The following is a 25,970-nucleotide window of genomic DNA, read 5'->3' on the forward strand; positions in this document are numbered from 1 at the left end:
GGTCAATGAAAGCGTTCGAATATGAGATAGCGCCCCCCGAACGCCTGATAAAATTCGACAATTCGCCGGAATTCAGGGGGAAACCGCGTGTCACGCCGTTGCCGTCCATCGTCCGCACCCTTTCGGGGTTGGTTCAGTCCCGCCGGCACGCCTGTCGTTACGTGCAAGCGCCCCGCCTTCGGCACTCGGTCGCATCGAACCGTTTCATCCAGCGACGGGCCTCGGCCCGCCCGCGCCCCTCGTCGCCTCACGGCGGCGAACCCGAGGCAGCGCAGCTCCGTGTTGCCGTGCATCAGCTTCATCGTCCTCGTTCGGCGGATCATCCGGCCGGGCTTCGTCAACCCGTGACGGCGCATCGCGTGCCGCCACTCGCATAGGAAACCGTCCATGCCGCTTTCGTCCAACCAGCTCCCGCGCTGGACCCTCTGGGCTCCGCTTGCCGCATGGCTGGTACTCGCGCTGTCGCGCGTCGTGCCGGCCGAAGGCCTCGTCATCGCCGTGTTCGCCGCCGCGCTCGCCGGCGCCGTGTTCGCCGCCGTCCACCATGCCGAAGTCGTCGCGCACCGCGTCGGCGAGCCGTTCGGCACGCTCGTGCTCGCGGTCGCCGTGACCGTCATCGAAGTCGCGCTGATCGTGTCGGTGATGCTCGGCGCGGGCCCCGAGAAATCGGGCCTCGCGCGCGACACCGTGTTCGCCGCCGTCATGATCATCTGCAACGGCATCGTCGGCCTCTGCCTGCTGGTCGGTGCGTGGAAGCACGGCGAACAGGATTTCCAGGGACGCGGCGCCAGCAAGGCGCTCGCGGTGCTCGCGTCGCTGTCGGTGCTGTCGCTCGTGATGCCGAACTACCTGAACGCCGCGCCGGGCCCGTTCTTTTCGAAATCGCAACTTGCGTTTGCCGGCGTATCGTCGCTCGTGCTGTACGGCGCATTCGTATTCGTGCAGACCGTCCGCCACCGCGATTACTTCCTCACCGAGCATGACAGCGCGAACGAATCGGTGCACGCGGCGCCGCCGAGCAGCCGTACCGCGCTGATCAGCCTCGTGCTGCTGTTCGCGAGCCTCGTCGCGGTCGTGCTGCTCGCTAAGCTGCTGTCGCCGGCCGTCGAGCATGCGGTGATGAAACTCGGCGCGCCGGAAGCGGCGGTCGGCATCGTGATCGCCGCGCTCGTGCTGCTGCCCGAAGGGCTCGCGGCCGTCACCGCCGCCCGCGCGAATCGTTTGCAGACCAGCATGAACCTCGCGCTCGGCTCGGCGCTCGCGAGCATCGGGCTCACGATTCCGACCGTCGCGGCCGTGTTCATCTGGGTCGGCCAGCCGCTCACGCTCGGCATCGGCGCGATGGAAACCGTGCTGCTGTCGCTGACGCTGCTGGTCAGCACGCTGACGCTCAGCCAGGGACGCACGACGGTGCTGCACGGTGTCGTGCATTTGTCGCTGTTCGCGGCCTACCTGTTCCTGTCGATCACGCACTGACGCAAAACGGCGCGCGGCACGGCGAAAACGAGTCGCCTTGCCGCGCGCCGTGCTTCATCTTCCCCGCTTCACCTTCTTCGCTTCACGCCGCGCCTACCGGACCGGAATCACGAGATGCTGGCCAGCCAGGATCAGGTTCGGGTTCGCGAGGTTGTTGCGGCGCTGGATCTCGCGATAGCGCTGGCCGCTGCCGAGCTTGCTCGCCGCGATCATGTTCAGCGTGTCGCCCGCCTTCACCACATACGTCTTTTCGCCCGACGCGGCCGCGGTCGTCATCGCCTGGTCGCTGACGAAGTACTTGCGCAGCAAGTCCAGATACTGCGGCGACTGCTTGAGCTTCGCGATCGCGGCGTTCAGGTAGATCAGCAGGTCCTGGTCGTCGGCACGCACGCCGATCTTGTACGCGATGTTCGAGCCGTCGAGCTTGGTCACCGCGAACTTCAGGTCGGTGCCCTTGATCGAGCTGACCGCGAACGGATAGTCGTAGATGAACGCGTCGACCGCATGGCCGTCGAGGCTCTTCGCGATGAACGCCGGGTCGGAATCGTCAACCTCGACGAACCGGACGTTCGGATACTGGCGCGTGACGAATGCACGCACGTCCGGGTCGCCCTTCAGGATACCGACCGTCTTGCCGGCCAGATCGTCGGCCGAGCGGATCGCGGAGCCTTGCCGCACGATCAGCGAATAGCCGAAATCGTCGACGTACGGCACCGAGTAGACGACGCCCGCCGGCGTGTTGTCCGGGAAGGTCAGCCCGTCCATCGCGACGTCGACGACATGGTTGCCCTTCGCGTCGGTGTCGAGCAGTTGCTTGGGCACGCCCGGGTACGTGTCGACTTCGTGACGCGTATCGACGACGACCGGCTTGCCGCCGTGCGAGAACGACGGATCCGAGAACAGCAGCCGCGCGAATTCGACGTTGAAGCCGTGCGGCGCGCCCTTGTCCTCGCCGAAGAACGGCTCGCTCGGGTTCTGCACCGAGACTCGCACGACGCCGTTTTCGGCGATCGATTTCAGCGTGCTCGCCTGCGGCGTGAAGCCGGCCGGCAGCACGTTGCCCGACGTCGACGGCGGCGCGGGCTGGCCTGCGTCGCCTGCCTGCGCGGACGTCGCGCCGGGCGCCGCATCGTGCGCGGGAATCAGTGTCGACAGGCCGCCCTGATGGACGATCCATACGCCGACGAGCACCACCAGAAACACGACTGCACCGAGAAGTTTTTTCATGGTTGCGTGCCTGCGGGAGGTTATTGTTGTTTCGACGGCAATGCAGCGGCCTGTGCCGCATCGGGGCCGGGCACGGGCGTGCCGCTCATCACCGCCTGCTGTTGCGCCTGCTTGACCTCGGGATTGTCCAGCAGCGACGTCTCCATTTCGGAAAATGCCTTGTTCACCGAGCGCATCACCGAATCGACGGCCACGTCGGTCTTGATCTGCTCGAACGTATCGGCGGTCTGCCGGCCAGCGAGCTTGTTCATGTGCTGCGCCGCCTGCGACATGTCCCACATCGCCTTCGCGCGATCGATCGCGGACGCGAAATTCTTCAGTTCCGCCTGCACCTGCTTGTAGCGGCTTTCGCGAAACGCGAGCAGCTGCTTCATCGTGTCGAGCTGCGCGCGAAAGCGCGGCGCGTCCTCCGGATACTGCTTCTCGAACAGCTCGGTCTTGTTCTCGAAGTTCTTCACTTCGGTGCGGAACGCAGTGATGCTGTCCGCGAATTTCTGCGCTGCCTGGCGCTTTTCCGCGAGCTGGTTGATGAGCGTCTCGATCGGATTCGACTGCGCTTCCTCGACGATCATCTTCACCTTCTGGTTCGCGAACTTCATCGCGACGACCGGCGCGAAATAGATCGCCCCGAGGCCGATCACGGCCGCCGTGATCAGCGCGATCATCCCCTTCAGGATGAACAGCGCGGCCGGTGCCGCGATCGCGACGCCGGCGATGATGATCGCCCATTTGATCAGCTTTGCCTTGCCACTCCCCGAACTGCCGTTTGCTTCATTCGAAAGCTGCGACATGAGTTTTTCTCCTTGAACCTCGAACTGAACTGCGTGCGTAAGCTGCGTCTGCTCAATCGAAATGCTTCGGACTCCGGTGCCGCCGCGCGCGCGGGACGGTCGACGGCACCATGCGTGGACGCGTGGCGGCGGCGTCACGAGGCGCCGGTGTAAGCGTCATGCGCGATACGGTATTCGGGCGCGACAGGCTGGCGTGCGACGCGGCAGCGCCGATCGGCACAGCTCATCGTCGCGGACGGCGCGCGGACGGGAAAGTGTACCGATGCACGGTACGAAACGGGATGACGGATACGTGACGCGACGGGCGTCGGGGAAATCGTGATTCCGGCGGGCCAGTGGCTGCTGCGCCGGGATTCCGGTACGAGTGCGTGAAGGCTCATCGTTGTTCTTGTGCGCGTCGCTGATGCGGGAACGCGCGGCCAGCGCACCCCGCTCCAAATGCACGCACGTATCCTGCGCCGACCGGCATGCAGCGTCAAGCGGTCGGCGCGGCGCGTTGCCCTTTCTCGATCGAAAGCGTGCGCGGCACGTCAGCTTTCCGAACAGTAAGGATGTTGCCGACGCCGCGACTCGGCGCGCTCGGTCGGGATCGATTTCCATCGAAGCGCGGCCCGCGGCCGGCCGCCGTGAGCTTACGTCTCGGCGCCGATCGAGGCGTCCGCATCGAACCCGTACAGCACGGCCGGATTGTCGACGAGCAACGCGCGGCCGACCGCCTCGTCCGCCGCACAGGCGCGCATCCAGCCGAGCAGGTTCGCGTCGTCGGGCACCGGCGACGCGTTCGGATGCGGCCAGTTGCTACCCCACACGCAGCGCGCCGAATGCTCGCGCGCGAGCACGGTGGCAAGGCGTGCGACGTCGTCGTAACCGGGCGCACCGGATCGCGAAGTCTCGTAAGGCGCGGACAGCTTCACCCAAACGTGGCCGCAATCCAGCAGGCGCCGCAATGCGACGAACGCCGGCGCATCCGGCGTCACCGGCGTCAGGAACTTGCCCGTGTGATCGATCACGACACGCGCCGGCAACGACGTCAGCATCGATTCGACGTCGGGCAGCGTCCGGCCATCGAGCTGCACGTCGATGTGCCAGCCGAGCGGCGCGATCCGCGCGGCCATCCGCTCGAGCTCGTCCCATCGCGCGACGCCACCCGACAGCGTCATGAACCGCACGCCGCGGATGCCGCCTGCGTGCAGCCGCTCGAGTTCGGCGTCCGGCACGTCGACCGGCAACGTCGCGACGCCACGCGCCTGCGGGCCGAGCGCGGCCAGCGCATCGAGCGTGCAGCGGTTGTCGAACCCGTATCCGGTCGGCTGCACGACGACCACGCGCGCAAGGCCGAGCGCCCGTTGCACGCGGCGATACGCCTCCACCGGTGCATGCGGCGGCCGGAACGTCGCCGTCGGCGCGAGCGGATATGCATCGTCGTAAATATGAATATGGCAATCGCATGCGGGCGACGGCCGCGCGCCGGTGCGGCCGTGCGTCATCGTGCGCCCGGCGCGGCCGATGCATCGGCCGACCGCCAGCGTGTGAGCCGCATCGCGTGCACGGCGTTGACCGCGCCGTCCGGCACGCGTGCGTCGAGCAGCGCGGCGAGTTGTTCGACCGTCTCCAGCGCCTGATGCTCGACCGCCGGCCGCGTCAGTCCGCCGATATGCGGCGTGGCGATCACGCGCGGATGCGCGGCGAGCGCGGGCGTCGGCATCTGGTCGGTCGCGCGGCCGACATCGAGCGCGCAACCGGCCAGCCGGCCGCTGTCGAGCGCGTCGGCCAGCGCCTGCTCGTCGACGAGCTCGCCGCGCGACGCATTGACGAAGCACGCGCCCGGCTTCATCGCGGCGAACGCACCGGCATCGAACAGGTTCGCGGTAGCGGGCGTCGCCGGCGCGAGGCACACGACATAATCCGCGCCGCGCAGCAAGGTCGCGCGATCGACCTGTTCGATCGACGGCGTGTCGACCCGCACGTACGGATCGCAGACGAGCACGCGCATCCCGAACGCCGTCGCGATCGGCGCGAGATGGCGCGCGATCTGTCCATAGCCGACCACGCCCAGCGTGCCGCCGCGCAATTCGCGGCCCATCCGCGGCAGCGGCGGCGTGCCGCGGTGGTACGCATCGGCGTACGCGCCGATACCGCGCGCGAGGTCGATCATCGCGCCGATCACCCACTCGGCGACGGCCGGCCCGAAACCGGGGCTCGCCTGCGTGACCAGCACGCCGAATTCGCTCGCCGCGTCGACGTCGACGGTACGAATGTCGACCGCGCAACGCAGGAACGCGGCGAGCGCGGGCAGCCCCGCGAACAGCGCGCGCGGCGCCGGCGTCTGCCGGTACGCGATCATCGCGTCGCACCCCTGGGCGGCGGCGATCAGTTCGTCCGTGCCGAGCTCGCGATCGAGCGGATTGCACGTGACGTCCGCGATCGCCCGCAGCGCGCGCAGCGCCTTCGCACCGAAGTAGTAATCGAGCATCCCGGACGGATGGGTCACGTAGACGCGCGTCATGCGGGGGCTCCGTCCGATTCGACCGCACGTGGCGGCGGCGGTGCGACCGACGCGCGCTCGACGAGCGTGACGCCCGGGAACACGCACTGCCCGGGCTCCGACGGGTCGCCGTCGTGCCGCATCACGCGCCGCACCATTTCCGCGGCCATGTCCGTGACGGGCAGCTGCACCGTGGTCAGCGCGGGCCACGAGATCGCCGACAGGAAGTGACCATCCATCCCGACGACCGATACGTCGTCCGGCACGCGCAATCCGCCGTCGCGCAGCCCGGCCATCAGGCCCAGCGCGAACAGGTCGTTGACCGCGACGATGCCGGTCGGCCGCGCCGGATCGGCCGCGAGCGCGGCGCCGAGCGCGCGCCCGACCTCGACGATCACCGCGTCGCCGTATTCGTTCGCCGGACCGCCGTCGAGCACTTGCGCATCGGCGCCCGCGTCGCGCGCAGCCGCGAGAAAGCCGCGGATCTTGTCGCTGCGGCTCACGGTGACGCCGGCCACCGTCGCGAACGCGAGCCGCGTATGGCCCGCGGCGACGAGACAGGCGGTCGCGAGCCGCGCGGCCGCCTCGTTGTCGGCCGTCACGTGATCGACCTTCGATTGCTCGCCGGGCGTCGCGCGGCGGTCGTAGCTGACGACCGTCATCCCGCGTTCGGCCGCGCGTTCGAGGTGGCTTTCGTCGGCGAGCGACGAGATCACGATCACGCGCCGCACGCCGTGCGCGAACAGGTCGTCGAAGAACGACGCCTCCTTGCCCGCGTCGCGGTACGTGTTGCCGATCAGCACGCGATGGCCGTACTGCTCCTGCGCGCAAGCCTCGATCTCGCGCGCGATGTAGCCGTACATCGGATTCGCCATCGACGGCACCAGCAGCCCGACGAGCGGCGTCTGCCCCGTCTTGAGCTGGCGCGCGAGCGTGCTCGGCCGGTACTGCAGCGCATCCATCGACGCCTTCACGCGTTCGAGCGTCTCCGGCTTCATCTGATCGGTGCGGCCGTTGAGCACGTTCGAAACCGTGCTGACCGAAACGGCCGCATGACGGGCCACGTCCTGAATCGTACTCATGTCGTCTTGCAATGAACGGGCTACAGGCCGAAACGGGCCGGCAGCCACAACGAAAACGCCGGTGCGAAGATCAGCGCCACGAGGGCGACCGACAGCACCAGCAGGTATTTCACCATCGGCCGCGCCACGCGCGCGACCTCGGTCCCCGTGATCGCGCAGGTCGTGAACAGCCCGAGCCCGACGGGCGGCGCGAACAAGCCGAGCCCCATCGCCACCACCACGACCGTGCCGAAATGCAGCGGGTTGATGCCGAGCTGCAGCGCGATCGGCGCGAGGAGCGGCCCGAAGATGATCAGCGCGGGCGCGCCTTCGAGCACGGCGCCGAACACGATCATCAGCAACGCCGCCAGCAACAGGAACGCGGTCGAGCCGTACTGATGGGCAAACGCCGTCATTGTGCCCGAGACGAGCGCCGGAATCTGCTCGATCGACAGCGCGAACGACACGCTCGACGCCGCCGCGACGATGAACAGGATACCGCTCGCCATCGACGCCGCACGGACGAACACGCGGCCGACCGAGCGCCAGGTCAGCTCGCGGAACGCCGCCCAGCCGACCACCAGCGCATAGACCACCGCGAATGCCGAGACTTCCGTCGACGTCGCGATGCCCGAGGTCACGCCCTTGCCGATCATCGCGACCATGATCAGCGCGACGAGCGCACCGCCCGCGAGCGGCAGCCACGCGCGGCGTTCGATGAACACCGCGTCGACGTCGATCCGGCGTCCGCAGATCACGGTCACGACCGCCAGCGACACGGCGAGCACGGCCGCCGGCACGATCCCCGCGACGAACAGCCCCGCGATCGAGATGTTCGCGACGAAGCCCATGATGATCATGTTCACGCACGGTGGGATCGTCTCGGCCATCACCGCGCTGCACGCGAGCAGCGCCGCGGTTTCGTCGGGATCCTGCCGCGCGCGGCGCACGGCCGGCATCACGACGCCGCCCACCGCCGCGATGTCGGCCAGCTTCGAACCCGACACGCCGGAAAAGCACGCCGTCGCGAAGATCACGATCAGCCCGAGCCCGCCGCGCACGCGCCCGAAAATCCGCAGCAACAATTCGACGAGCCGCGCGGACATCCCGTTCGACTCCATCAGCAAGCCGGCCAGCACGAAGAACGGCACGGCGAGCAGCACGAAGTGATCGGCGCCGGCCATCACCTGCTGCGAGTAGACGAGCAACGGCAGCGTCGGATCGGCGAGGAAGTACAGCAATGCCGAAAACGCGAGCACGAAGCCGATCGGCACGCCCAGCACGAGCCCGCCGACGAAGCCGGCGACCAGCAGCGCCCCCGGCGCGATCGCGTGTTCGGGCCGCAGCGCGTTCCAGCCGCACACGGCACCCGCGAGCACCGCGCAGCAGGCCAGCGTGCCGAGCACGCGGCGGCGCGGCGCGTTCAGCGCGTTCGCGAGCGCGAACACGCTCATGAACAGCGCGCCGAACATCATCGGATACACGTTGATCCAGCCCGGCAGGCCGCCGGTCGTCAACTGATCGTACGAGTCGCCGAGCAACTGCCACGACGACGCCAGCAGGTTCAGCGACACCGCCGCGACGATCCAGTGCCCGATCTGCACGAGCGCGCCCTGCCAGCGCGCCGGCAGCCAGCCGCGGAACAGGTCGATGCCGACGTGCTGGCTGCGGCCGAGCACCGTCGCCGCGCCGAAGAACACCAGCACGATCATCAGCGCGCTCGCGACCTCCTCGGCCCAGTCGACCGGATCGTGCAGGAAATAGCGAAAAACGACCGATACGAATACGACCAGCACGTCGGCGGCCAGCACCGCGGCCGACACGTATTCGATCCAGCGCATCGCCGCCTCCAGCGCACGAGCGGCGGCGCGCACGGGACGGCCTGGGGCGACGGCCGGCACGACGCTCGAAACGGAACCGGTATCCATCGCTCAACCCCGCGCGGCGGCGATCGCCGGAAACAGCGGCGCGGTAGCCGGATACTGCTTCGCGAATGCCATGTAGAGGCGGTCGTGCATCGCCTGCCGCAGCGCCGCGCGCTCGGCATCCGCCATCGGATGAAACGTCATCCCGTGCTGCTTCAGCGCCGCCTCCGCCTGCTCGGCCTTCTGCGTCGCGATCGCGCGCTGCTGCGCGGTCGCGTCGGCCACTGCGCGGTCGAACGCCGGGCGCAGGTTCGCCGGAATCCGCTCGAGCGCGCGCCGCCCCATCACGACGGTCATCGCCGCGAACACGTGGTGCGATTGCCAGCACGACTTGACGATCTCGTCGAAGCGGCTCGCGAGCACGGTGGCCGGATCGTGCTCGAGCCCGTCGACGACGCCCGTCTGCACGGCCATGTACAGCTCGCCGAACGGAATCGGCGTCGGCACCGCGCCCATCACCTTGAAGGTGTCCATGAATGCCGGCGTCGGCAGCACGCGCAGCTTCGTGCCCTTCACGCCCTGCAGCGCCGTCACCGGCTGCTTCGTGAACACGCAGCGCCCGCCGAAGTGCGAACCCCACGTCAGCACGGAGCAGCCCGCGCGCTTTTGCAGCAGCGCGTTCAGGCTGGTGCCGACCTGACCGTCGAGCACCTTCGCGACGTGCGCATAGCTGTCGAACAGATAGCCGAGATCGAGCATGCCGAGTTCCGGCGCGACCGTCGCCCAGATCGACGAGCCGGCGATCATCATGTCGATCGCGCCGATCTTCACCTGCTGCGCGACATCGCTCTCCTTGCCGAGCTGGCTGTTCGGAAAGTAGTCGACCCGGATCGCGTCGCCGACACTCGCCTTCAGGTTCGCCGCGAGGCGCTCGTACCACACGTAGTGCGCGGCGTTCTGGTCGGCAGGCATCGACGACGAGCAGCGCAGCGTCACGGTCTGCGCCGCGCGCCCGATTTCCGGCAAGCCGCCCGCGACCGCGAGCGTGGCGGCGGACGCCGTTTGCAGAAAGCGCCGCCGGGTGAAGGTAGTCATGGCCGTCTCCTTTCCAATCGCATCTCCAGACACGACTGTATCGATTTAGTGTATCGATACAGTAATACGACGACCGATGAGCACGAAATGGGGGTTTTCCCGCGACGAGCACGAAAGGACAGCGGATTGTTGGTGGCAATTTCGGGCCGAAACATCACGGGGAGCCGGCGCATTTCGGCCTTTCAGGGCCCCTGACGCGCGTCGAGCGTGTCGGCGAATATCATCAGACAACTGACTTTTTCTAGAGGACTGCGCCGTCCGCCCCTTCCGTCAGAAACTGCCCGACCATCGCCTTGAACACCGGCAGGGCCGGATTGTCGTTGTCCGCGCGCCAGGCGAGATACAGCTCTGCCGCGACGTCGACGCCCGCGAGCGGCCGGAACACCACGCCGTCGACATGCAGCTCGCGCGCCGACGCCGGCACCAGCGCGGCACCCAGCCCGGCACGCACCAGGCCGAGGATCGTATGCGTCTGCCCGACGTAATGCAGGTAGTTCGGCAAACGCCCCGCGCTGGCGAACATCCCCGAGATCATGTCGTGGAAGTATTTGCCCTCGTTCGGCGAATACGCGATGAAAGGCTGACGGTCGAGTTCGTCCGGGCCGATCTGCTCGTACGCGGCCAGCGGCGCGCCCTGCGCGACCGCGACGAGCATCGGCTCGCGCTGCACGAGCCGGTATTCGAGCGGATGGCGCGCCGCGCGCTGGCGCACGAAGCCCGCGTCGAGCATGCGCGACGCGAGCGCGTCGATCTGCACGGTCGACACCATTTCGCGCAGCTCGACGTCGACGTCCGGCAGCGCGTGCGCCGCGTGCGCGAGCAGTTCCGGAATCATCCGGTATGCGCTGACGGCCGTGAAGCCGAGCGTGATGCGGCCAGCCCCGCCGTGCGCGACGCGCTGCGCGGCCTGCTCGGCCCGCGCGGAAAACTCGAGGATGTGCCGTGCATCGCGCAGGAAGCGCTCGCCGGCCGCGGTCAGTCTGACCTGCCGGCTGCTGCGTTCGAGCAGCGCGATGCCGAGCGCATGTTCGAGCAACTGGATCTGCCGGCTGAGCGGCGGCTGCGTCATGAAGAGCCGTCTGGCCGCACGACCGAAATGCAATTCCTCGGCCACCGCGACGAAGCAACGAAGCTGGTTCAGTTCAATCATCCAAATCTTGAATCAATCGATAGCCTCCCGATGTTAGACCGATATCGATACGATTCCCATACTCGGTTGCACCTGATGCGCGGCTCGCGCGAACATTGCGATAGCGACGTGCTCGTGCTCGTGACATCGGCCAATCACGGCAACGTGCTCGCCGCGCTCGGCCACCAAGGATTCCTGATCAAAGTCGCGCGCGACAGCTCGTCGACGAAGCAGCGCGTGCGCGTGCTCGCGAACGGCACGATCGCCGGCGCGGGCCTCGACGAGTTTGCAGGCGAACCGCACGTGCCGGCCGCGCTGCTCGAACTCGAACGCGGCGTCGAACACCGTCCTGATCGCGCTGGAGACACACGGGCTCGTTCGCGGGCGCGCTGTGGTCGTCGCCGCGCACGGGCTGATCGGCGTCGCCGCCTACGCGTGGCTCGCCGGCCGCTTCGAACGGATTCGCGTCATGCCGCACGCATGACGCCCGGCGGCGGCATCACGCGCGCTGGCGGCTGTCCGGCGTCGGCGCGACCGCGAGCCGGTCGAGTTCGCGCAGGTCGTTCTCCAACGCCGGCGTGAGCGTCGTGCGCAGATGATCGAGGAAGGTGCGGATCTTCGCGTCGAGATAGCGGCGCGTCGCATAGACGGCATACACGCTGACCGTCTGCAGCCGGTACTCTGGCAGCACGCGAATCAGCCGCCCTTCGCGGATGTCGTCGAGCACGGTGTACAGCGCGACGCACGCGATGCCGCGCCCTGCCCGCACAGCGACGCACAACGCATCCGGCACGTTGACCTGGAACGGCGCCGGCTGCAGCTCGTACACCGTCTCCTCGTCGTCGCCGCGCTCTAGCCGCCACTCGCTGGCCGGCGATGCGGGCGTATCGAGGCGCAGGCACACGTGGTTCGGCAGATCATCGGGTGTCGTCGGCGTGCCATGCCGCGCCAGGTATTCGCGCGATGCAACCAGCACGCTGCAACTCGTTCCGCAAGTCTGCGCGACGTAGCCGGAATCGGGCAGTTGTGACGCGGTCACGATCGACACGTCGTAGCCTTCCTCGACGAGGTTCGGCATCCGCTGCGCGAGCGTCAGTTCGATCGACACGTCCGGGTTGTCTTCCTGGTAGCGCACGATCGACGATACGACATGACTCTGCCCGAGCCCCGTCATCGCATGGATGCGCATCTTGCCGCTCGGCCGCAGCAGCGCGTTGCGCGCCTCGGCGTTCGCGTAGTCGAATTCGGCGAGGATCGATTTCGCACGCTCGAAATAGCGCTCGCCGCTTTCGGTGAGGCCGAGATGGCGCGTCGTGCGATGCAGCAGCCGCGTCTGTACGTGAGCTTCGAGATTCGACACCGCGCGCGATACCTGCGCGGTGGTCGCATCGATTTCCTTGGCGACCGCGGTGAAACTGCCGGCTTCGACGACGCGCACGAACAGGCGCATGTTTTCGAGCATGTCCATTGAATTGGCTTGGGGAGTATCGGTGGGGAAACGTCGGCGGCGCTCGCGTCAGACGGAAATCGGGGCGTGCGCGCGAACCACGCGCAAGCGATGACCATGCCGGGGAACGGGCGGGAGAGCGGGCATCGCGTGCGTGGTTGTGGCATATCGGGGGATTCGGTGGCCCGAATTGTACGCCGCCGCAGACAAATTTGCGCGATCACAGCCGCGCCAGCCTTTCATCCGATGAAAGGTTCGTGCAAGACGGACACGTCGCGCGCCTGCAACGTATTGATGCAGCGCGACAATTTGTATCACAACGCGATATAATCTGCGCCTTCCTTGCGCTGCGTCATCCGCGTCGTCATTTTTACCGCTTATCGTCCATGTCGTCAGGTTCCCGCCCGTCGCGCCGCACGTTCAGCCAATGGCTGCACAGCTTCATTCCCCATCCGATGACGCTCGGCTGGCGCGAGCGCATGCGCTCGTGCATGGGCGCGCTCGTCGGCATCGCGACGGTCGGCGTCACGATGCGGCTGCTGCCCGGCGTACCGGGCCTCGTGCCACTGCTCGTCGCGCCGATGGGGGCGTCGGCAGTGTTGCTGTTCGCGGTGCCCGCGAGTCCGCTCGCGCAGCCATGGTCGATCATCGGCGGCAATCTGGTGGCGGCGACCGTCGGCGTCGCCTGCGCGCAGTCGATCGCCGATCCGATCACGGCCGCCGCGGTTGCGGTCGCCCTCGCGATCGGTGGCATGTTCGTACTGCGCTGCGTGCACCCGCCGTCGGGCGCGGTCGCGCTGACGGCCGTGCTCGGCGGCCCCGCGATCCACTCACTCGGCTTCGGCTTCGTGGTCGAGCCGATCGCGCTGCAATCGGCGATCCTGCTGTCGGCCGCGCTCGTGTATCACGCGCTGACGGGCCACCGCTATCCGCACGGTGGCGTGCGTCCCGACGCGAAGCCGCAAGGCGGCAGTGCCGCGCCGGCACGCGGCGGCTTCACGCGCGCCGATCTCGACGCCGTGCTGAAGCGCCGTGGCGAATGGCTCGACGTCGATCCGGACGACCTCGAAATGCTGCTGCGCGAGACGGAGATGCAGGCGTATGCGCGCACGTTCGGCCAGCTCACGTGCGCCGACCTGATGACGAAGAATGCGATCGAAGTCGCACCGTCGACGTCGGTCACGGCCGCGCTGACACTGCTCGACCGCCATCGCGTAAAGGCGCTGCCCGTCGTGGACGGCGACGATCGCCTGATCGGCATCGTCACGCGCGCCGACCTCACGCGCCAGCTGCGCCGCCCGGCCCCGCTGTGGCAACGGCTGGCCGCGCGCCTGCCGCAGTCGTTCGGCGGCCAGCCGCCCAGCGTCGCCACCGTGATGACCCGCGACGTCGCGTCCGTGCCGCAGACCCTGCCGATCACGGCGCTGGTGCCGCTGTTTACGCATTCGGGCCACCACCACATCCCGGTCGTCGACGCATCGCGACGGCTCGTCGGCATCATTACGCAGACGGATCTCGTCACGGGCCTGTACCAGCAGACGCGGATGCTCGAAGCCGCGTAACGCCGACGAATAGAAAAATGTGCTCCATTTCGCTGAAAATCGTCCATTTATATCATGTTGTGATATATTTCGCGTTACCGAAACTGCTGCCCGACCGACCGCAATGACCGATACCCGACGCGCGCTGACCAAAGGCGATTTCCAGCAACTGTCCGAGTTCCGCTACCAGATGCGGCGCTTCGAGCGTTTCTCCGAACGCGCCGCGCAAAGCGAAGGCGTGACGCCACTTCAATATCTGCTCCTGCTGCACATCAAGGGCTACCCGCATCGCGAATGGGCCACCATCGGCGAACTCGCCGAACGCCTGCAGGCGCAGCATCACGGCGTCGTCGCGCTGGTGACGCGCTGCGAGGCGCTCGGGCTCGTGAAGCGCAAGACCAGCGAAGCGGATCGCCGGCAGGTCGAGGTCCATCTCGAGGAAGCCGGCGAGACGCTGCTCGCCCGCCTCGCAGCCATGCACCGCACGGAACTGAAATCGCTCAAGGGCACGTTCCAGGTTCCGCAGATCGATTACTGACCCAGGCTTTACCGACCTTTCCCTACTCCGATGAACGCACCACACAAACGCGATTTCTCGACCAACGAACGCCTGCCCAGGATCGCGTTGCTGGCTGCCGGGATCGGCGTGCTCAGCACGCTGGCGGCATTCGTGCTGTTGAGCCTGATCCACCTGTTCACGAACCTGTTCTTCTTCCAGCAGTTCTCGTTCGCCGACCGTTCGCCCGCCCACAACACGCTCGGCGCGTGGGTGATCGTCGTGCCGGTGATCGGCGGGCTGATCGTCGGTCTGATGGCGCGCTTCGGTTCGGAGAAGATCCGCGGCCACGGCATTCCCGAAGCGATCGAGGCGATCCTGTTCGGCAAGAGCCGCATGTCGCCGAAGGTTGCGATCCTCAAGCCGCTGTCGTCCGGCGTCGTGATCGGCAGCGGCGGCCCGTTCGGTGCCGAAGGCCCGATCATCATGACGGGCGGCGCGCTCGGCTCGTTGATCGCGCAATGCGTGCACGTGACCGCGGCCGAACGCAAGACGCTGCTCGTCGCCGGTGCGGCTGCGGGCATGACCGCCGTGTTCGGTACGCCGGTCGCCGCCGTGCTGCTCGCGGTCGAACTGCTGCTGTTCGAATGGCGTCCGCGCAGTTTCCTGCCGGTCGCGCTCGCCTGCGCGGTGGCCGGTTTCGCGCGCGCCGTGTTCTTCGGCGTCGACCCGCTGTTTCCGCTGACCACCGCATCGCCGACGCCCGTCGCGCTGCTGTCGTGCATCGTCGCGGGCCTGCTGTCGGGCATGCTCGCGTGCGGCCTGTCGGCGGCGCTGTACCGCGTCGAGGACGCCTTCGCGAAGCTGCCTGTGCACTGGATGTGGTGGCCGGCGCTCGGCGCGATCGTGATCGGCATCGGCGGCTGGCTCGAGCCGCGCGCGCTCGGCGTCGGCTACGACGTGATCGGCGACCTGCTGCACCAGCACATCGCGCTGAAGATCGCGCTCGCGCTGCTGATCGTGAAGGCCGTGATGTGGGTGATCGCGCTCGGCTCCGGCACGTCGGGAGGCGTGCTGGCCCCGCTGCTGATGCTCGGCGCCGGCCTCGGCACCGTGCTGTCGCCGGTCCTGCCCGGCGGCGATCCGGCGCTGTGGCCGCTCGTCTGCATGGCCGCGACGCTCGGCGCCACGCTCGGCGCGCCGCTGACCGCGATCGTGTTCGCGTTCGGCCTCACGCACGATGCGAACGCACTGCTGCCGCTGCTCGCCGCGACGCTCGTCGCGCACGGCTTCGCGACCGTCGTGATGAAGCGTTCGATCATGACGGAAAAGATCGCGCGCCGCGGGTATCACATCTATCGCGAATATGGCGTCGATCCGCTCGAGCGCCACGACGTGGCTGAAGTGATGACGCCGGCCGACGCGCTCGTCGCGATCGACGGCGCCACGACGCTCGACGCGGTCGAGTCGCAGTACTTCGGCGCGAAGCAGACGCACCGTGCATACCCGGTCGTGCAGAACGGCCGCCTGCTCGGCGTCGTCGATCGCGCGACGCTCGACGCGCAGCGCGCGCAGGCCGGTCCCGGCGCCGTGCTCGCGAGCGCGTTCGCCGAGCGCGTGCCGGCCGTCGCGCAGTCGCACGAAACGTGCCGCGTGGTCGCATCGCGGCTCGCGATGCTCGGCCTGGAACGCCTGCCGGTCGTCGACGATCCGCAATCGCTGCGCATCATCGGCATCGTGTCGCGCAGCGACTTGATCAAGCCCGCGCTCCAGCACTTCGACGACGAACAGAAGCGCGAACGCTTCCGTCCGGTCGTACCCGTCAACCTGCGCGACGCAGGTGTACGCAAGGCCGGCTGACACGTAACGCCCGCGCGGCGCGGCGGCCGCGCGCCACCGCAAGTACTTTCCAAAACCGAAAGGAGCCTGGCGGGAGCGGAGTACTTGAGGCTGGATGGTCGTTAAAGGAAGCTGCATTTTAGGGTGCGGGGAGTCTCGGTTGCGAAGGGGAAGCCGTGAAGGGCGTAGCCCGTAGCGGCTTCCCCTTCGCGGGCTAGGCGCTGCGTGCCCGAGCCAAACTCCATACATCGGGGTACCGAGGCCGGGTTTGGGCGGCGACTTTGCCCATCAGGCGTTCCCGCGCCAAGCGGACCTGACGGGCGGCTTCGACATCCGTCTGGCTGCGCGCCTGCTGCTTCAGTTGATCGAGCGTGATGCCCTTGCGCAGGAAATCATCCACGTTTGGCAGGCTGGCTAGCTTCTCAAGCGGCGTCATCACATCGTCGGCGCGGTGGGCGCGTCGCGTTCGGCCCGGCTTCTTGGGATCAGGAACTTCGATGCCGAAAAGACAGGGTCGGTGCATGTTCAAAAACGGATTAAGCAGATCTACGCAAAAGGCATTGACCTGCTTGGCCCACTCGGCCGGTATGTGCGCGTAGCCAAATTGCCTGCGTACCACATTGCCGTTCTTGGATTCAGCCAGGGCATTGTCGTTACAGCGTCGTGGACGTGAGCGGGTGAACTCGATGAGTTGTTCCTTGAGCATCTTTGCGACCTCATGGTTGATGTACTCCGAACCGCCATCGCTGTGAAAGCCAAGAACACGGAATGGAAACTGGTCAATCATGCCGCGCAGTACCGGCAGCATGTGTTCTCGCTCCAGCGTCGGCACGGTCGCAACGACTTCCCACTGGGTGACGCAGTCGACGGCATTGATGTGATACACGCCGCGCTGTTCCTCGATGTTGCCCTGATGAACGCTGTCGATGCGGATAAATCCGGGGCGGTTCTCTGGTGCGGGAGCCCGGCGCACGGCGATTGCCGCGCCTCTGGGGTTGGTCTGAGTCTTCGTGTAGACCGTGTGATGCAGGCGATAGGTCTGCGAACGTCGCAGGTTGTACAGATGAGACGCTGAAAGGTGCTGCAGGCGTACGTAGCGCTCATCGTTGTAGACCTGATACATCCGGCGCAGCACGATGACCATCGCCGGGCCGGAAAGCCTGCCGTACTCGCGCTCGGTCTCGGCGAGCGTGAAGATGTCCTCATCGGTATAGCGGCAGGCGAAGGCATTCTCGGGGGAGCCCTTCAGCCATGCGAGCCTTTGCCCTTGCACCCAGCGTTGTACCAGCCGTGTCATGTGAGCGCGGCTGAAGCCGCTAAAGCGTCGCAGATAGCGCAGCACGAGCCCCCGGTGAGCTCGCTTGAGCTGGTCGTAGCGAAAGCGCCGTAGCACGGACGCGACCCATTCGCGACGTTCGTGAGGGCACGCGGCGGGTGCAAAGTCGAGCGTCTGTGTGCAGTCGAGGACGGCGCGCACTTGGTCCAGGGCGCGGATTTGCGATTCGTTCAAACTGATGATCATCCGGTAAATGATCATCCATCCCGGTGCTCCGACGTCGGTCAACTCATACGTGTCGGGCCAACAACAGGCTCATTTGCATTGGAAACGCGCCAAAGGCGCTACGCAAGAGCCAGCGCAGCCCCCCGCCCAGGCTCATGTTCCATTGGAGCGCTCGCATCGGCGTTTAAACTTCGTTGACAATTGATTGGACGAAAGTTTGTCATCATGGTGCTCATGCGACGGGGCCATCATTCAGCCGTTCCACATCGTCATCCAATAAAGAAGCGTCGCGGCATGACATGCAGACACATGCAGCACGCCGCGACCGTCAATCCGCCACACGTCAGGGCAGCGAGCCGACCTCACGACGCATGACGTCGTCGCCGCGTCTCCATACGGACCACGCACGACGCATGCCGCCGCGCGGCAGAATGCACAGCATCCGGATTGCCGTTTGGCAAGTGCGTTAACAACTTGTTTCGGAATCGCCGGAACCGCATTTGTCCGATGCAATCTCACAAGCACGCAGTTCTGCTGCGCATCCCACTCAATCAATCACGACTCGAGGGAGATAAAACGTGAACGTGAAATACTTACCGCTCATCGCATTGACCGTGGCAATTTCTGCTCATGCGGCCGATCCGGCCATGCAGAACGTGGGACAAAGCCAGAAAGCCGCCCCAGAAGTCTCGGCGTGCATCGCCAAGACCTGGGCCGACAAGTCGCAACAACAGGTCATCTCGCAGAACGTGCTCGCCAACGGCCTCGCAACCGATGTCTACGCACCGGGCCAGCAACCGCCGAACGGCGCGGCCGCGATGGTTCGTCCGTCGTCGAAGCCGGGCGTGAAGACGTGGGTCGCCGTGCGCGGCGACGCGGCTGCCGCCGGCGACATCAACGCCTGCCTGTAAGCACTGCTGCCGGCGGCATTGCGCCGCCCGCATGCAACAAGCCCCGCTTCGGCGGTAATGCCGTTCAGTTAAGGTTTTTCCGAAGATATCGATCGGGATAGCGAGCAGGACGGGACTTGACGGCCCGATCGCATTTGCGATCGGGCCGTTTTACATTGATGAGTAGCTTGAGGTGCTCGCGAAGTCGCTTGAGAACGGCGGGCAGTTTGGCAAAGGCAGGTGTGCGTGCGGCCCACATCATCTCGTGCTGGATGAGATGGAACGACCGAATGAAGCTCAGTTCGGTCGTTCGCATTTGGCCTCAAAGGCCGCGCAGGCCATCTCGCGGCGAATCAGGTTATAGGCGATCAATGCCCCCCAGATTTCCTGGTAAATGCCTTCAACCGTTCGGCTGCGCAGCGTCAGCTCGCGCCCGAGCATGGATTGCTTGAGCTCGCGGTAGCTGGTTTCAACCTGCCAGCGGCGCTCATAGCAGGCGTCCAGATCGGCCATCTTGAAGCGGCGGCGGTCAGTCAGTGAAGTCAGCAGCACCCGCTCGCGGCCTGCTGCATCCAGCACGCGGATCGCGCGAGCCGTCCACCAGTCGGGCAATTCAGGGCACTTCTTCCGTGCTTGTGGTGACACGCGCATGCGCACCAAGGCATCGTCAGGCTTGCCCGATATCACCTCCCAACGTGTATTGGACTTGGCCGGAATCAGGAAGTGGCGATTGCGCTCACCCGAACTCAGGCCGCACAGAATTTCGGCGCACAGAAAGCCCTTGTCGAATACCGTCAACGAGTGATCCGGGATCTGCTCCAGCAGTTGCTTGGCATAGAGCATCTCATTCGTGTCGTAACGGCCGAAGGCGATGTTGGCGACGAGATGGGTCGGAATCGAGGTCAGCGTCACGGCCCGCACCTGCGGGTAGCTGGCCACCTTACCGCTGGCATAGCCCTGAGCGCCGAAGTGCTCACGATTGGCGGGGCTGTCCGGAGTGCGCAGCGTGGTGCCATCCATGGCCCACAAGCTCAACCCTTTGAAGGCGTGGCGCGCACCATCTTGCTGGCACCAGGCTTGAGCGGTGCGTTCAAATAGCCAGGCCATGGGCGCATCGCCGAGCCTCTGCCGCGCTTGAGCGACGGCGCTCTTGCTGACGAATGAGGCCTCGTTGGGCAAGACCAGATCGAGGCTATCGACTACCTCGCTGATAGAGCAGTGTCGGTAGATTGCCAGCGCGATGACCAGCCATACCACCTGCTCGGCTGGTAAGCGCCGCCGGCGAATGCTGGCCGTGCCCGTCGCTTCGATGGCCTGTTCGATCCAGTTATGTGGCAGATGCTCGCCGAGCCGACTCAGGTCGGCAGGTGCTGCATCCAGCAGAAAGGTCAGGTGGTCGTTCAGCATCGCTGACCAAGTTAATCTATGGTCACCCCCGTTTTTGCAACGCTGACGTTGATGTGTGGTGGCTTTGCACCAATCTATCCGGCGTCGTTGTGAGGAATGCTCCTCGCGCCACGATGAGAATCGCGCCGGGCGGTCCTGATAACAGCTGCAGCTTCGGGAAGCTCGTTAACCTTTCAGGGTGTCCGCCAGGCCGGTTTGCCGTTCACGTCATCAATAATCAGCAGTCGCAAAACCAGATGAGTTGACTCGGTAACAGAATGATGAGATCTCGTCATGCAGCCGTGACGGTCGCTCGTTGCTCGAATACAGTGTTGTGGCTCACGATCGCCCATGCGATTCGGGCAAGCTTGCTCGCTAGGGCACAAGCGACCACGCTGGAATGTCGTCGCGCAAGCAGCGAGCGGACCCAGTCGGCCATACGGCCCGACTGCTTGTCCAGTCGGAGCATAAATGCTCGAGCACACTGGACCAGCAAGTGGCGAATATTCCTGTCACCTCTCTTGGAAATTCCGAGCAGGTTTGACTTCCCACCAGTACTGTATTGCCTTGGCACCAGCCCGACCGCAGCGGCGAAATCACGGCTGCATCGGTATTGCTTACCATCACCGAGCTCCGAGGCAAGTAGACTGGCAGTGATCGTTCCAATGCCGGGAATCGTCATCAGACGCCCACCAAGGGAGTCATCGGCGAGTTGTCGCTCGAGTTCTTTCTCGATATCGCGAATCTGCTCACAAAGATATTTGAAGTGCTCATGCAATCGATCAAGGATCGCGACGAGACGCGGCGGCAGCCGATACTCGGCCAGTACTGCAGGCAGGCGCCTTACGACGGCGTGGCCGACGGGGAGGCTGATTCCGAACTCAAGCAGGAATCCATGCATCTGGTTGGTCGTGCATACCCGATCGCGCACCAGAGCCTGGCGAACTCGATGGAGCGCGGAAAGTGTTTGCTGCGATTCCGTCTTTGGCGTCACGAATCGCATCGATGGTCGAGACGCTGCTTCGCATATAGCCTCGGCATCAACGAAGTCGTTCTTGTTGCTCTTGACGAACGGGCGCACGAATTGCGGAGAGATCAGCTTGACGGTGTGTCCCAACTCGCTGAGCTTGCGCGCCATCCAATGCGCACCTGCGCAGGCCTCCATCACGACAGTACAAGAGTGGAACGTCGCAAAAAACTCGAGTAGCTGTTTGCGTGAGACTTTCTTGCGAAGCACGGCTTTGCCAGCACGATCCTGTCCATGCAGGTGGAAAGAATGCTTGCCCAAATCAATTCCAATCATTGTGACGCTGTCCATGGCAACGACCTCCCGGGGAAAGTTCTCAGCAGCCTACTCGCTGAGAGGTGGGGGTGACCATCCCATTACAGCTTGCCGCTCTGTTTACAACTCCAACCCTAAAAACAAAAATGCCGTTCAGTTCTTAACTGAACGGCATTACCGCGCAAGCGGGCTTTTCTATTTGGGCGCACGGGCCGCGCGCACGCGCCGCGACCATGTTTGCGCGCTTACAGGTAGCTGCAGACGTAGTCGAGCGTCTCGAGCACCTCGATGTCGAAGCGGCTCTTGCCGGGGACCGAGAACGATTCGCCAGCGCCGTAGGTTTGCCATTCGCTGCTGCCGTCGGGCTTCACGCGACACTTGCCGGCCTGCACTTCCATCAATTCGGGCGCGTCCGTGCCGAAGTTGAGCGCGCACGGCAGGATCACGCCGAGCGTCTTGCGCGTGCCGTCCGGGAAAAGCACGGTATGCGACACGCACTTGCCGTCGAAATAGACGTTCGCGCGCTTGACGACCGATACGTTGTCGAATTGGGTTGCACTGGTCATGTGTTGCCTCTGATTGCTGGATGCCGGATGGCGTGTTGTCGGAAGCCGGCCGGGGTGGCAGGCCGGCCGCTATGATACCGGCTCGCGGCGGGCGCGCCGCGCGCGGGACTGACCGGAGGCATGCAATCAATAATCAGGACCACTACTCGAGGCATTGCGTGGCCCCCATGCAGCAGCTCATCGCAGCCCCTTTCGTCGCGCGGAATCGCGCAGGCAGTCGAGCAGCATTGCCGCGGCCGGCGTGAGCGGACTGTCGCGGCGCGTGACGACCTGCACGGACACACCGGGCAGCCGCTCGCGGATCGGCAGCACGGCCAGCTGGTCGCGCGCCCACTCCCCTTGCAGCAGCTGTTCGGGCATCGACGCGATCAGGTCGCAGCCCGTCATCAGGCTGTGCGCGAGGCCGAAGCTCGGGCATTCGACGACCCGCTGCGGCACCGGCAGCCCGTATGCGATGAACGAGTTGAACAGCACCTGGGTCGAGCTTTCCGGCGACGGATTCATCAGCCAGTCGGCCTCGACGAGATCGGCGAGCGACGTGGCCGACGCGAGCGGATGCCCCTTGCGCGCGACGATCAATGATCGGCTCGCGTAGAGTTCCGCGTGATCGAACTCGGCCGCCAGCAGTTCGGGCACGACGACGGCCACCGCGAAATCGAGCGAGCCGTCGTGCAGGCGCGGCAGCGCGACGCCCGGAAACCCTTCGATCAGACTGACGCGCGCGACCGGAAAGCGCCGCCGGAACGCGCGAAATGCGTCGGGCAGGATCGTCACCGCGGCAGCCGGCGTGATCGCCGCCGCGACCGAGCCCGTCATCGCGCCCTGCGCCTGCTCGATGTCGTCGCGCGCACGCTGCATCTCGGCGACGATCAGCCGCGCGCGCACCTGCAGTTGCTGGCCGAACGCCGTGAGCTGCACGCCGCGCGCGGTGCGCACGACGAGCGACACGCCGAGCGCTATCTCCAGTTCCTTGACCGCCTTCGTCAACGCCGCCGGCGACACGTTCAGGCGCCGCGCGGCCGCGCGGATGCTCCCTTCGTCCGCGACGGTGACGAACGCTTTCAGCTGATGGTATTTCATGGCGGCATGCGTGATTCGTGGAAACCCCGTGCAGCGCGGCGCATGCAGGCTCAGGGTATTCCCGAGCGGCAACCGGTGGTGTGCACCAAAGCAATTTAGCAGCTTCTGGTGCGCAAAAGAAATTTATATGCTTGCACGTCATATGTGCGTCAAACGTCCACCGGCCCCCACAGGAGACCCCATGCTGCAAGCCGCGAACCCCGTCATCCCCGGCATCGCCGCGATCGCCCCCGACCTCATCGAAGTGCGCCGCCGCATCCATGCGCACCCGGAACTCGCGTTCGAGGAAACGCTGACGAGCGATCTCGTCGCCGAACTGCTCACTGGCTGGGGCTACGACGTGCATCGCGGCATCGGCAAGACGGGCGTCGTCGGCGTGCTGCGCGAAGGACAAGGCACGCGCACCGTCGGCCTGCGCGCCGACATGGACGCGCTGCCGCTCGCCGAGGCCACCGGCCTGCCCTACGCGAGCCGCCATGCGAACAAGATGCATGCATGCGGTCACGACGGCCACACCGCGATGCTGCTGTGCGCGGCACGGCACCTGGCCGCGACGCGCCAGTTCTCCGGCACGCTGAACCTGATCTTCCAGCCGGCCGAGGAGAATTTCGGCGGCGCGAAAGCGATGATGGACGACGGCCTGTTCGACCGCTTCCCGTGCGACGCGATCTTCGCGATCCACAACATGCCGGGCCGCGCCGCCGGCGACATGGCATTCCGCACCGGCGCCGCGATGGCGTCGGCCGACCGCGTGACGATCACGCTGCGCGGCGTTGGCGGTCACGGCGCGATGCCGCACTTCGCGCGCGATCCGATGTCGGCCGCGGGCAGCATCATGGTCGCGCTGCAGACGATCGTCGCACGCGAGGTCGATGCGCAGCATGCGGCCGTGATCACGGTCGGCAGCGTGCAGGCCGGCGAGACGTTCAACATCATTCCGGAAACCGTCGTGATGAAACTGTCGGTGCGCGCGCTGAACGCCGACGTGCGAGCGCTGCTCGCCCGCCGCATCGAAGCGCTCGCGAAAGGCCAGGCGGAAAGCTTCGGCGTCGCCGCGGACGTGGATTACGACTACGGCTATCCGGTGCTCGTCAATCATCCCGAACCGACCGCGTTCGCGGCCGACATCGCACGCCGGATGCTCGGTGCCGAGCGTGTCGAGACCGAAGCCGCGCCGCTGATGGGCAGCGAGGACTTCGCGTTCATGCTCGAGGCGCGCCCCGGCTGCTATGCGTTCATCGGCAACGGGGTCGGCAGCAAGGGCGGCTGCATGGTGCACAACCCAGGCTACGACTTCAATGACGACATTCTCGCGATTGGCGCGAGCTACTGGGTTCGCGTCGCCGAAGCCTGGCTCACGGCCTGACGGCCCTTCATCACGCAGTTCCGCGCTTTAGCAGGGGAACCCCATGGAAACGTCTGCCCTTTCGTTCGCCGGCTCGCCGGCCGATGCCCGCGCCGCCGCGAAGAAACGCCGCCTGATCGCGGCCGCCGCGGTCGGCAACGCGCTCGAATTCTACGACTTCACGGTCTACAGTTTCTTCGCAATCCTGATCGGCAAGCTGTTCTTTCCAGTCCACTCGTCGTTCGGGCAACTGATGCTCGCGGTCGCGAGCTTCGGCGTCGGCTTCGTCACGCGTCCGCTCGGCGGGCTCGTGATCGGCATGTACGCCGACCGCGCCGGCCGCAAGAAGGCGATGATCCTGACGCTGCTGCTGATGGCGCTCGGCACGGCAACGATCGCGGTCGCGCCGACCTTCGCGCAGGTCGGCATCGCCGCGCCGCTGCTGCTCGTGCTCGCACGGCTGCTGCAGGGGTTCGCATCGGGCGGCGAAGTCGGCGCGTCGACGACGCTGCTGCTCGAACAGGCACCACAGCACCGCCGTGGCTTCTACGCGTCGTTCCAGTTCTCGAGCCAGGGGCTTGCCGCGCTCGCCGGGGCGCTCACCGGCGTTGCGCTCACGTCGACGCTCAATGCCGCGCAGCTCGAAAGCTGGGGCTGGCGCGTGCCGTTCATCATCGGCACGCTGTTCGTGCCGCTCGGTTACTGGTTGCGCCGCACCGTCGAGGAAGTGCCAGCCGCCAGCCCGGCCGCCGCGCACGACGAACCGGTCGCGTCACTGCCGCTCGCCGACGTGCTGCGCCACCACGGCAAAGCCGTGTTCGCGGGCCTCGGCGTGACGATCGGCGGCACGTCGATCCACTACATCATCGTGTTCTACATGGCGATCTACGGCGTGCAGGTGCTGCACCTGCCGACCTGGCTGTCCATGACGGCCGGCTGCGTCGCGGGCGCGATCCTGATGCTCGTGACACCGATCGGCGGTCACCTGTCCGACGTCTACGGGCGCAACCGGATCGTCTGGTGGACGCGCATCGTGCTGATGGCCGCGATCTACCCCGCGTTCATCGCGCTGAACCGATGGCCGGGCGCTACGTCGCTGCTGTCGATCATCGCCGCGCTCTCGGTCGTGCACGCGATCAACATCGGCGCGACCGGTGCGATGCTCGGCGAGCTGTTCCCGCGTGCGGTGCGGGCGACCGGCGGCGCACTCGTCTACAGCGTCGGCGTCGCGATCTTCGGCGGCTTCGCGCAGTTCTTCGTGACCTGGCTGATCGCGGCGACCGGCAATCCGAACGCGCCCGCATGGTATGCGATCGGCTGTGGCGTGTTGACGCTGCTCGCCATTCGTTGCATGGACGAGAAGGCCGGCAAGCTCCTCGACTGACTGACGGTCGATGCGCGGCACGTGCGCGGCCGCAACGTCGTCGATCCACTGACCCCGCCGGTTTCGGCGGGGTCTTTCCTTTTG

General features: G+C 66.1%; 21 protein-coding genes and 1 pseudogene. 7 read left to right on the forward strand and 15 right to left on the reverse strand.

Annotated elements, in window-relative coordinates; translation table 11 throughout:
- Positions 1–387: 387 nt before the first annotated feature.
- Positions 388–1,476 carry a calcium:proton antiporter gene (locus ACV22W_RS12300; protein WP_448019461.1) on the forward strand — a complete coding sequence of 363 codons (1,089 nt, stop codon included), beginning with the start codon at positions 388–390 and terminating at the stop codon, positions 1,474–1,476.
- Between the two features lie 93 nt (positions 1,477–1,569).
- Here ACV22W_RS12300 and ACV22W_RS12305 read toward each other — a convergent pair whose 3' ends face one another.
- The 10 genes from ACV22W_RS12305 to ACV22W_RS12350 form a co-directional block, all read right to left on the reverse strand.
- A complete protein-coding gene (locus ACV22W_RS12305) occupies positions 1,570–2,703 on the reverse strand; it encodes a transporter substrate-binding and LysM peptidoglycan-binding domain-containing protein (protein WP_448019462.1) in 1,134 nt (377 codons plus the stop codon).
- Between the two features lie 20 nt (positions 2,704–2,723).
- On the reverse strand, positions 2,724–3,494 hold the full coding sequence (locus ACV22W_RS12310; protein WP_448019464.1) for a hypothetical protein: 771 nt from the start codon (positions 3,492–3,494) through the stop codon (positions 2,724–2,726).
- A 632-nt stretch (positions 3,495–4,126) separates the two neighbouring features.
- Positions 4,127–4,981 (reverse strand): amidohydrolase family protein, encoded by an 855-nt coding sequence (locus tag ACV22W_RS12315; protein WP_448019466.1) that lies wholly within the window; start codon positions 4,979–4,981, stop codon positions 4,127–4,129.
- Positions 4,978–6,000 carry an NAD(P)-dependent oxidoreductase gene (locus ACV22W_RS12320; RefSeq protein WP_448019468.1) on the reverse strand — a complete coding sequence of 341 codons (1,023 nt, stop codon included), beginning with the start codon at positions 5,998–6,000 and terminating at the stop codon, positions 4,978–4,980. The genes ACV22W_RS12315 and ACV22W_RS12320 overlap by 4 nt, the downstream gene beginning before the upstream one ends.
- Positions 5,997–7,073: a LacI family DNA-binding transcriptional regulator gene (locus ACV22W_RS12325; RefSeq protein ID WP_059698418.1), complete on the reverse strand. Its 1,077-nt coding sequence runs from the start codon at positions 7,071–7,073 to the stop codon at positions 5,997–5,999. Before ACV22W_RS12325 ends, ACV22W_RS12320 begins: the two co-directional genes overlap by 4 nt.
- Positions 7,074–7,081: 8 nt before the next feature.
- Entirely contained in the window at positions 7,082–8,968 is a 1,887-nt protein-coding gene (locus ACV22W_RS12330) for a TRAP transporter large permease (protein ID WP_448019470.1), read from the reverse strand.
- A 3-nt stretch (positions 8,969–8,971) separates the two neighbouring features.
- The gene (locus ACV22W_RS12335) at positions 8,972–10,000 is read right to left on the reverse strand and encodes a TRAP transporter substrate-binding protein (RefSeq protein ID WP_448019471.1); all 1,029 of its coding nucleotides are present in this window, start codon (positions 9,998–10,000) and stop codon (positions 8,972–8,974) included.
- Between the two features lie 241 nt (positions 10,001–10,241).
- Positions 10,242–11,150: a LysR substrate-binding domain-containing protein gene (locus tag ACV22W_RS12340; protein WP_448019473.1), complete on the reverse strand. Its 909-nt coding sequence runs from the start codon at positions 11,148–11,150 to the stop codon at positions 10,242–10,244.
- 33 nt (positions 11,151–11,183) lie between these two features.
- Positions 11,184–11,474, reverse strand: a complete 291-nt coding sequence (locus tag ACV22W_RS12345; RefSeq protein WP_448019724.1) for a hypothetical protein — start codon at positions 11,472–11,474, stop codon at positions 11,184–11,186.
- Between the two features lie 154 nt (positions 11,475–11,628).
- Positions 11,629–12,597, reverse strand: a complete 969-nt coding sequence (locus tag ACV22W_RS12350; RefSeq protein ID WP_448019475.1) for a LysR family transcriptional regulator — start codon at positions 12,595–12,597, stop codon at positions 11,629–11,631.
- Positions 12,598–12,962: 365 nt separating this feature from the next.
- Here ACV22W_RS12350 and ACV22W_RS12355 point away from each other — a divergent pair, with 365 nt between their 5' ends.
- From ACV22W_RS12355 to ACV22W_RS12365, 3 genes are all read left to right on the forward strand, one after another.
- On the forward strand, positions 12,963–14,138 hold the full coding sequence (locus tag ACV22W_RS12355; RefSeq protein WP_448019477.1) for an HPP family protein: 1,176 nt from the start codon (positions 12,963–12,965) through the stop codon (positions 14,136–14,138).
- A gap of 103 nt (positions 14,139–14,241) precedes the next feature.
- Positions 14,242–14,655, forward strand: coding sequence for a MarR family winged helix-turn-helix transcriptional regulator (locus ACV22W_RS12360; protein WP_448019479.1), 414 nt, complete (start codon positions 14,242–14,244; stop codon positions 14,653–14,655).
- Between the two features lie 30 nt (positions 14,656–14,685).
- Positions 14,686–16,473, forward strand: a complete 1,788-nt coding sequence (locus ACV22W_RS12365) for a chloride channel protein (RefSeq protein ID WP_448019481.1) — start codon at positions 14,686–14,688, stop codon at positions 16,471–16,473.
- A gap of 193 nt (positions 16,474–16,666) precedes the next feature.
- On the opposite strand, the gene ACV22W_RS12370 is transcribed toward ACV22W_RS12365, so the two are convergent.
- A complete protein-coding gene (locus ACV22W_RS12370) occupies positions 16,667–17,989 on the reverse strand; it encodes an integrase (protein ID WP_448019483.1) in 1,323 nt (440 codons plus the stop codon).
- A gap of 542 nt (positions 17,990–18,531) precedes the next feature.
- Between ACV22W_RS12370 and ACV22W_RS12375 the strand changes: the two genes are divergently transcribed.
- Positions 18,532–18,864, forward strand: a complete 333-nt coding sequence (locus ACV22W_RS12375; protein ID WP_448019484.1) for a hypothetical protein — start codon at positions 18,532–18,534, stop codon at positions 18,862–18,864.
- 64 nt (positions 18,865–18,928) lie between these two features.
- On the opposite strand, the pseudogene ACV22W_RS12380 reads toward ACV22W_RS12375, so the two are convergent.
- From ACV22W_RS12380 to ACV22W_RS12395, 4 genes and pseudogenes are all read right to left on the reverse strand, one after another.
- Positions 18,929–20,250 (reverse strand): annotated as a pseudogene (locus ACV22W_RS12380) (IS4 family transposase).
- A gap of 271 nt (positions 20,251–20,521) precedes the next feature.
- Entirely contained in the window at positions 20,522–21,547 is a 1,026-nt protein-coding gene (locus ACV22W_RS12385) for an IS110 family transposase (RefSeq protein WP_448019486.1), read from the reverse strand.
- Between the two features lie 209 nt (positions 21,548–21,756).
- On the reverse strand, positions 21,757–22,077 hold the full coding sequence (gene ppnP, locus ACV22W_RS12390; protein ID WP_448019488.1) for a pyrimidine/purine nucleoside phosphorylase: 321 nt from the start codon (positions 22,075–22,077) through the stop codon (positions 21,757–21,759).
- 177 nt (positions 22,078–22,254) lie between these two features.
- Positions 22,255–23,157 (reverse strand): LysR substrate-binding domain-containing protein, encoded by a 903-nt coding sequence (locus tag ACV22W_RS12395; RefSeq protein WP_059819254.1) that lies wholly within the window; start codon positions 23,155–23,157, stop codon positions 22,255–22,257.
- A 181-nt stretch (positions 23,158–23,338) separates the two neighbouring features.
- Between ACV22W_RS12395 and ACV22W_RS12400 the strand changes: the two genes are divergently transcribed.
- Both ACV22W_RS12400 and ACV22W_RS12405 read left to right on the forward strand, forming a co-directional pair.
- Positions 23,339–24,523 (forward strand): M20 aminoacylase family protein, encoded by a 1,185-nt coding sequence (locus ACV22W_RS12400; protein WP_448019489.1) that lies wholly within the window; start codon positions 23,339–23,341, stop codon positions 24,521–24,523.
- 43 nt (positions 24,524–24,566) lie between these two features.
- Positions 24,567–25,886 carry an MFS transporter gene (locus ACV22W_RS12405; RefSeq protein ID WP_448019491.1) on the forward strand — a complete coding sequence of 440 codons (1,320 nt, stop codon included), beginning with the start codon at positions 24,567–24,569 and terminating at the stop codon, positions 25,884–25,886.
- Positions 25,887–25,970: the final 84 nt, after the last annotated feature.

This window comes from Burkholderia sp. AW49-1, assembly GCF_053427845.1.

Bases quoted from the DNA above. Each gene is read 5' to 3' on its own strand.
- ACV22W_RS12300 (WP_448019461.1), top strand. From the start codon at position 388: ATGCCGCTTTCGTCCAACCAGCTCCCGCGCTGGACCCTCTGGGCTCCG.
- ACV22W_RS12305 (WP_448019462.1), bottom strand. From the start codon at position 2,703: ATGAAAAAACTTCTCGGTGCAGTCGTGTTTCTGGTGGTGCTCGTCGGC.
- ACV22W_RS12310 (WP_448019464.1), bottom strand. From the start codon at position 3,494: ATGTCGCAGCTTTCGAATGAAGCAAACGGCAGTTCGGGGAGTGGCAAG.
- ACV22W_RS12315 (WP_448019466.1), bottom strand. From the start codon at position 4,981: ATGACGCACGGCCGCACCGGCGCGCGGCCGTCGCCCGCATGCGATTGC.
- ACV22W_RS12320 (WP_448019468.1), bottom strand. From the start codon at position 6,000: ATGACGCGCGTCTACGTGACCCATCCGTCCGGGATGCTCGATTACTAC.
- ACV22W_RS12330 (WP_448019470.1), bottom strand. From the start codon at position 8,968: ATGGATACCGGTTCCGTTTCGAGCGTCGTGCCGGCCGTCGCCCCAGGC.
- ACV22W_RS12335 (WP_448019471.1), bottom strand. From the start codon at position 10,000: ATGACTACCTTCACCCGGCGGCGCTTTCTGCAAACGGCGTCCGCCGCC.
- ACV22W_RS12340 (WP_448019473.1), bottom strand. From the start codon at position 11,150: ATGATTGAACTGAACCAGCTTCGTTGCTTCGTCGCGGTGGCCGAGGAA.
- ACV22W_RS12350 (WP_448019475.1), bottom strand. From the start codon at position 12,597: ATGGACATGCTCGAAAACATGCGCCTGTTCGTGCGCGTCGTCGAAGCC.
- ACV22W_RS12355 (WP_448019477.1), top strand. From the start codon at position 12,963: ATGTCGTCAGGTTCCCGCCCGTCGCGCCGCACGTTCAGCCAATGGCTG.
- ACV22W_RS12360 (WP_448019479.1), top strand. From the start codon at position 14,242: ATGACCGATACCCGACGCGCGCTGACCAAAGGCGATTTCCAGCAACTG.
- ACV22W_RS12365 (WP_448019481.1), top strand. From the start codon at position 14,686: ATGAACGCACCACACAAACGCGATTTCTCGACCAACGAACGCCTGCCC.
- ACV22W_RS12370 (WP_448019483.1), bottom strand. From the start codon at position 17,989: ATGATCATTTACCGGATGATCATCAGTTTGAACGAATCGCAAATCCGC.
- ACV22W_RS12385 (WP_448019486.1), bottom strand. From the start codon at position 21,547: ATGGACAGCGTCACAATGATTGGAATTGATTTGGGCAAGCATTCTTTC.
- ppnP (WP_448019488.1), bottom strand. From the start codon at position 22,077: ATGACCAGTGCAACCCAATTCGACAACGTATCGGTCGTCAAGCGCGCG.
- ACV22W_RS12395 (WP_059819254.1), bottom strand. From the start codon at position 23,157: ATGAAATACCATCAGCTGAAAGCGTTCGTCACCGTCGCGGACGAAGGG.
- ACV22W_RS12400 (WP_448019489.1), top strand. From the start codon at position 23,339: ATGCTGCAAGCCGCGAACCCCGTCATCCCCGGCATCGCCGCGATCGCC.
- ACV22W_RS12405 (WP_448019491.1), top strand. From the start codon at position 24,567: ATGGAAACGTCTGCCCTTTCGTTCGCCGGCTCGCCGGCCGATGCCCGC.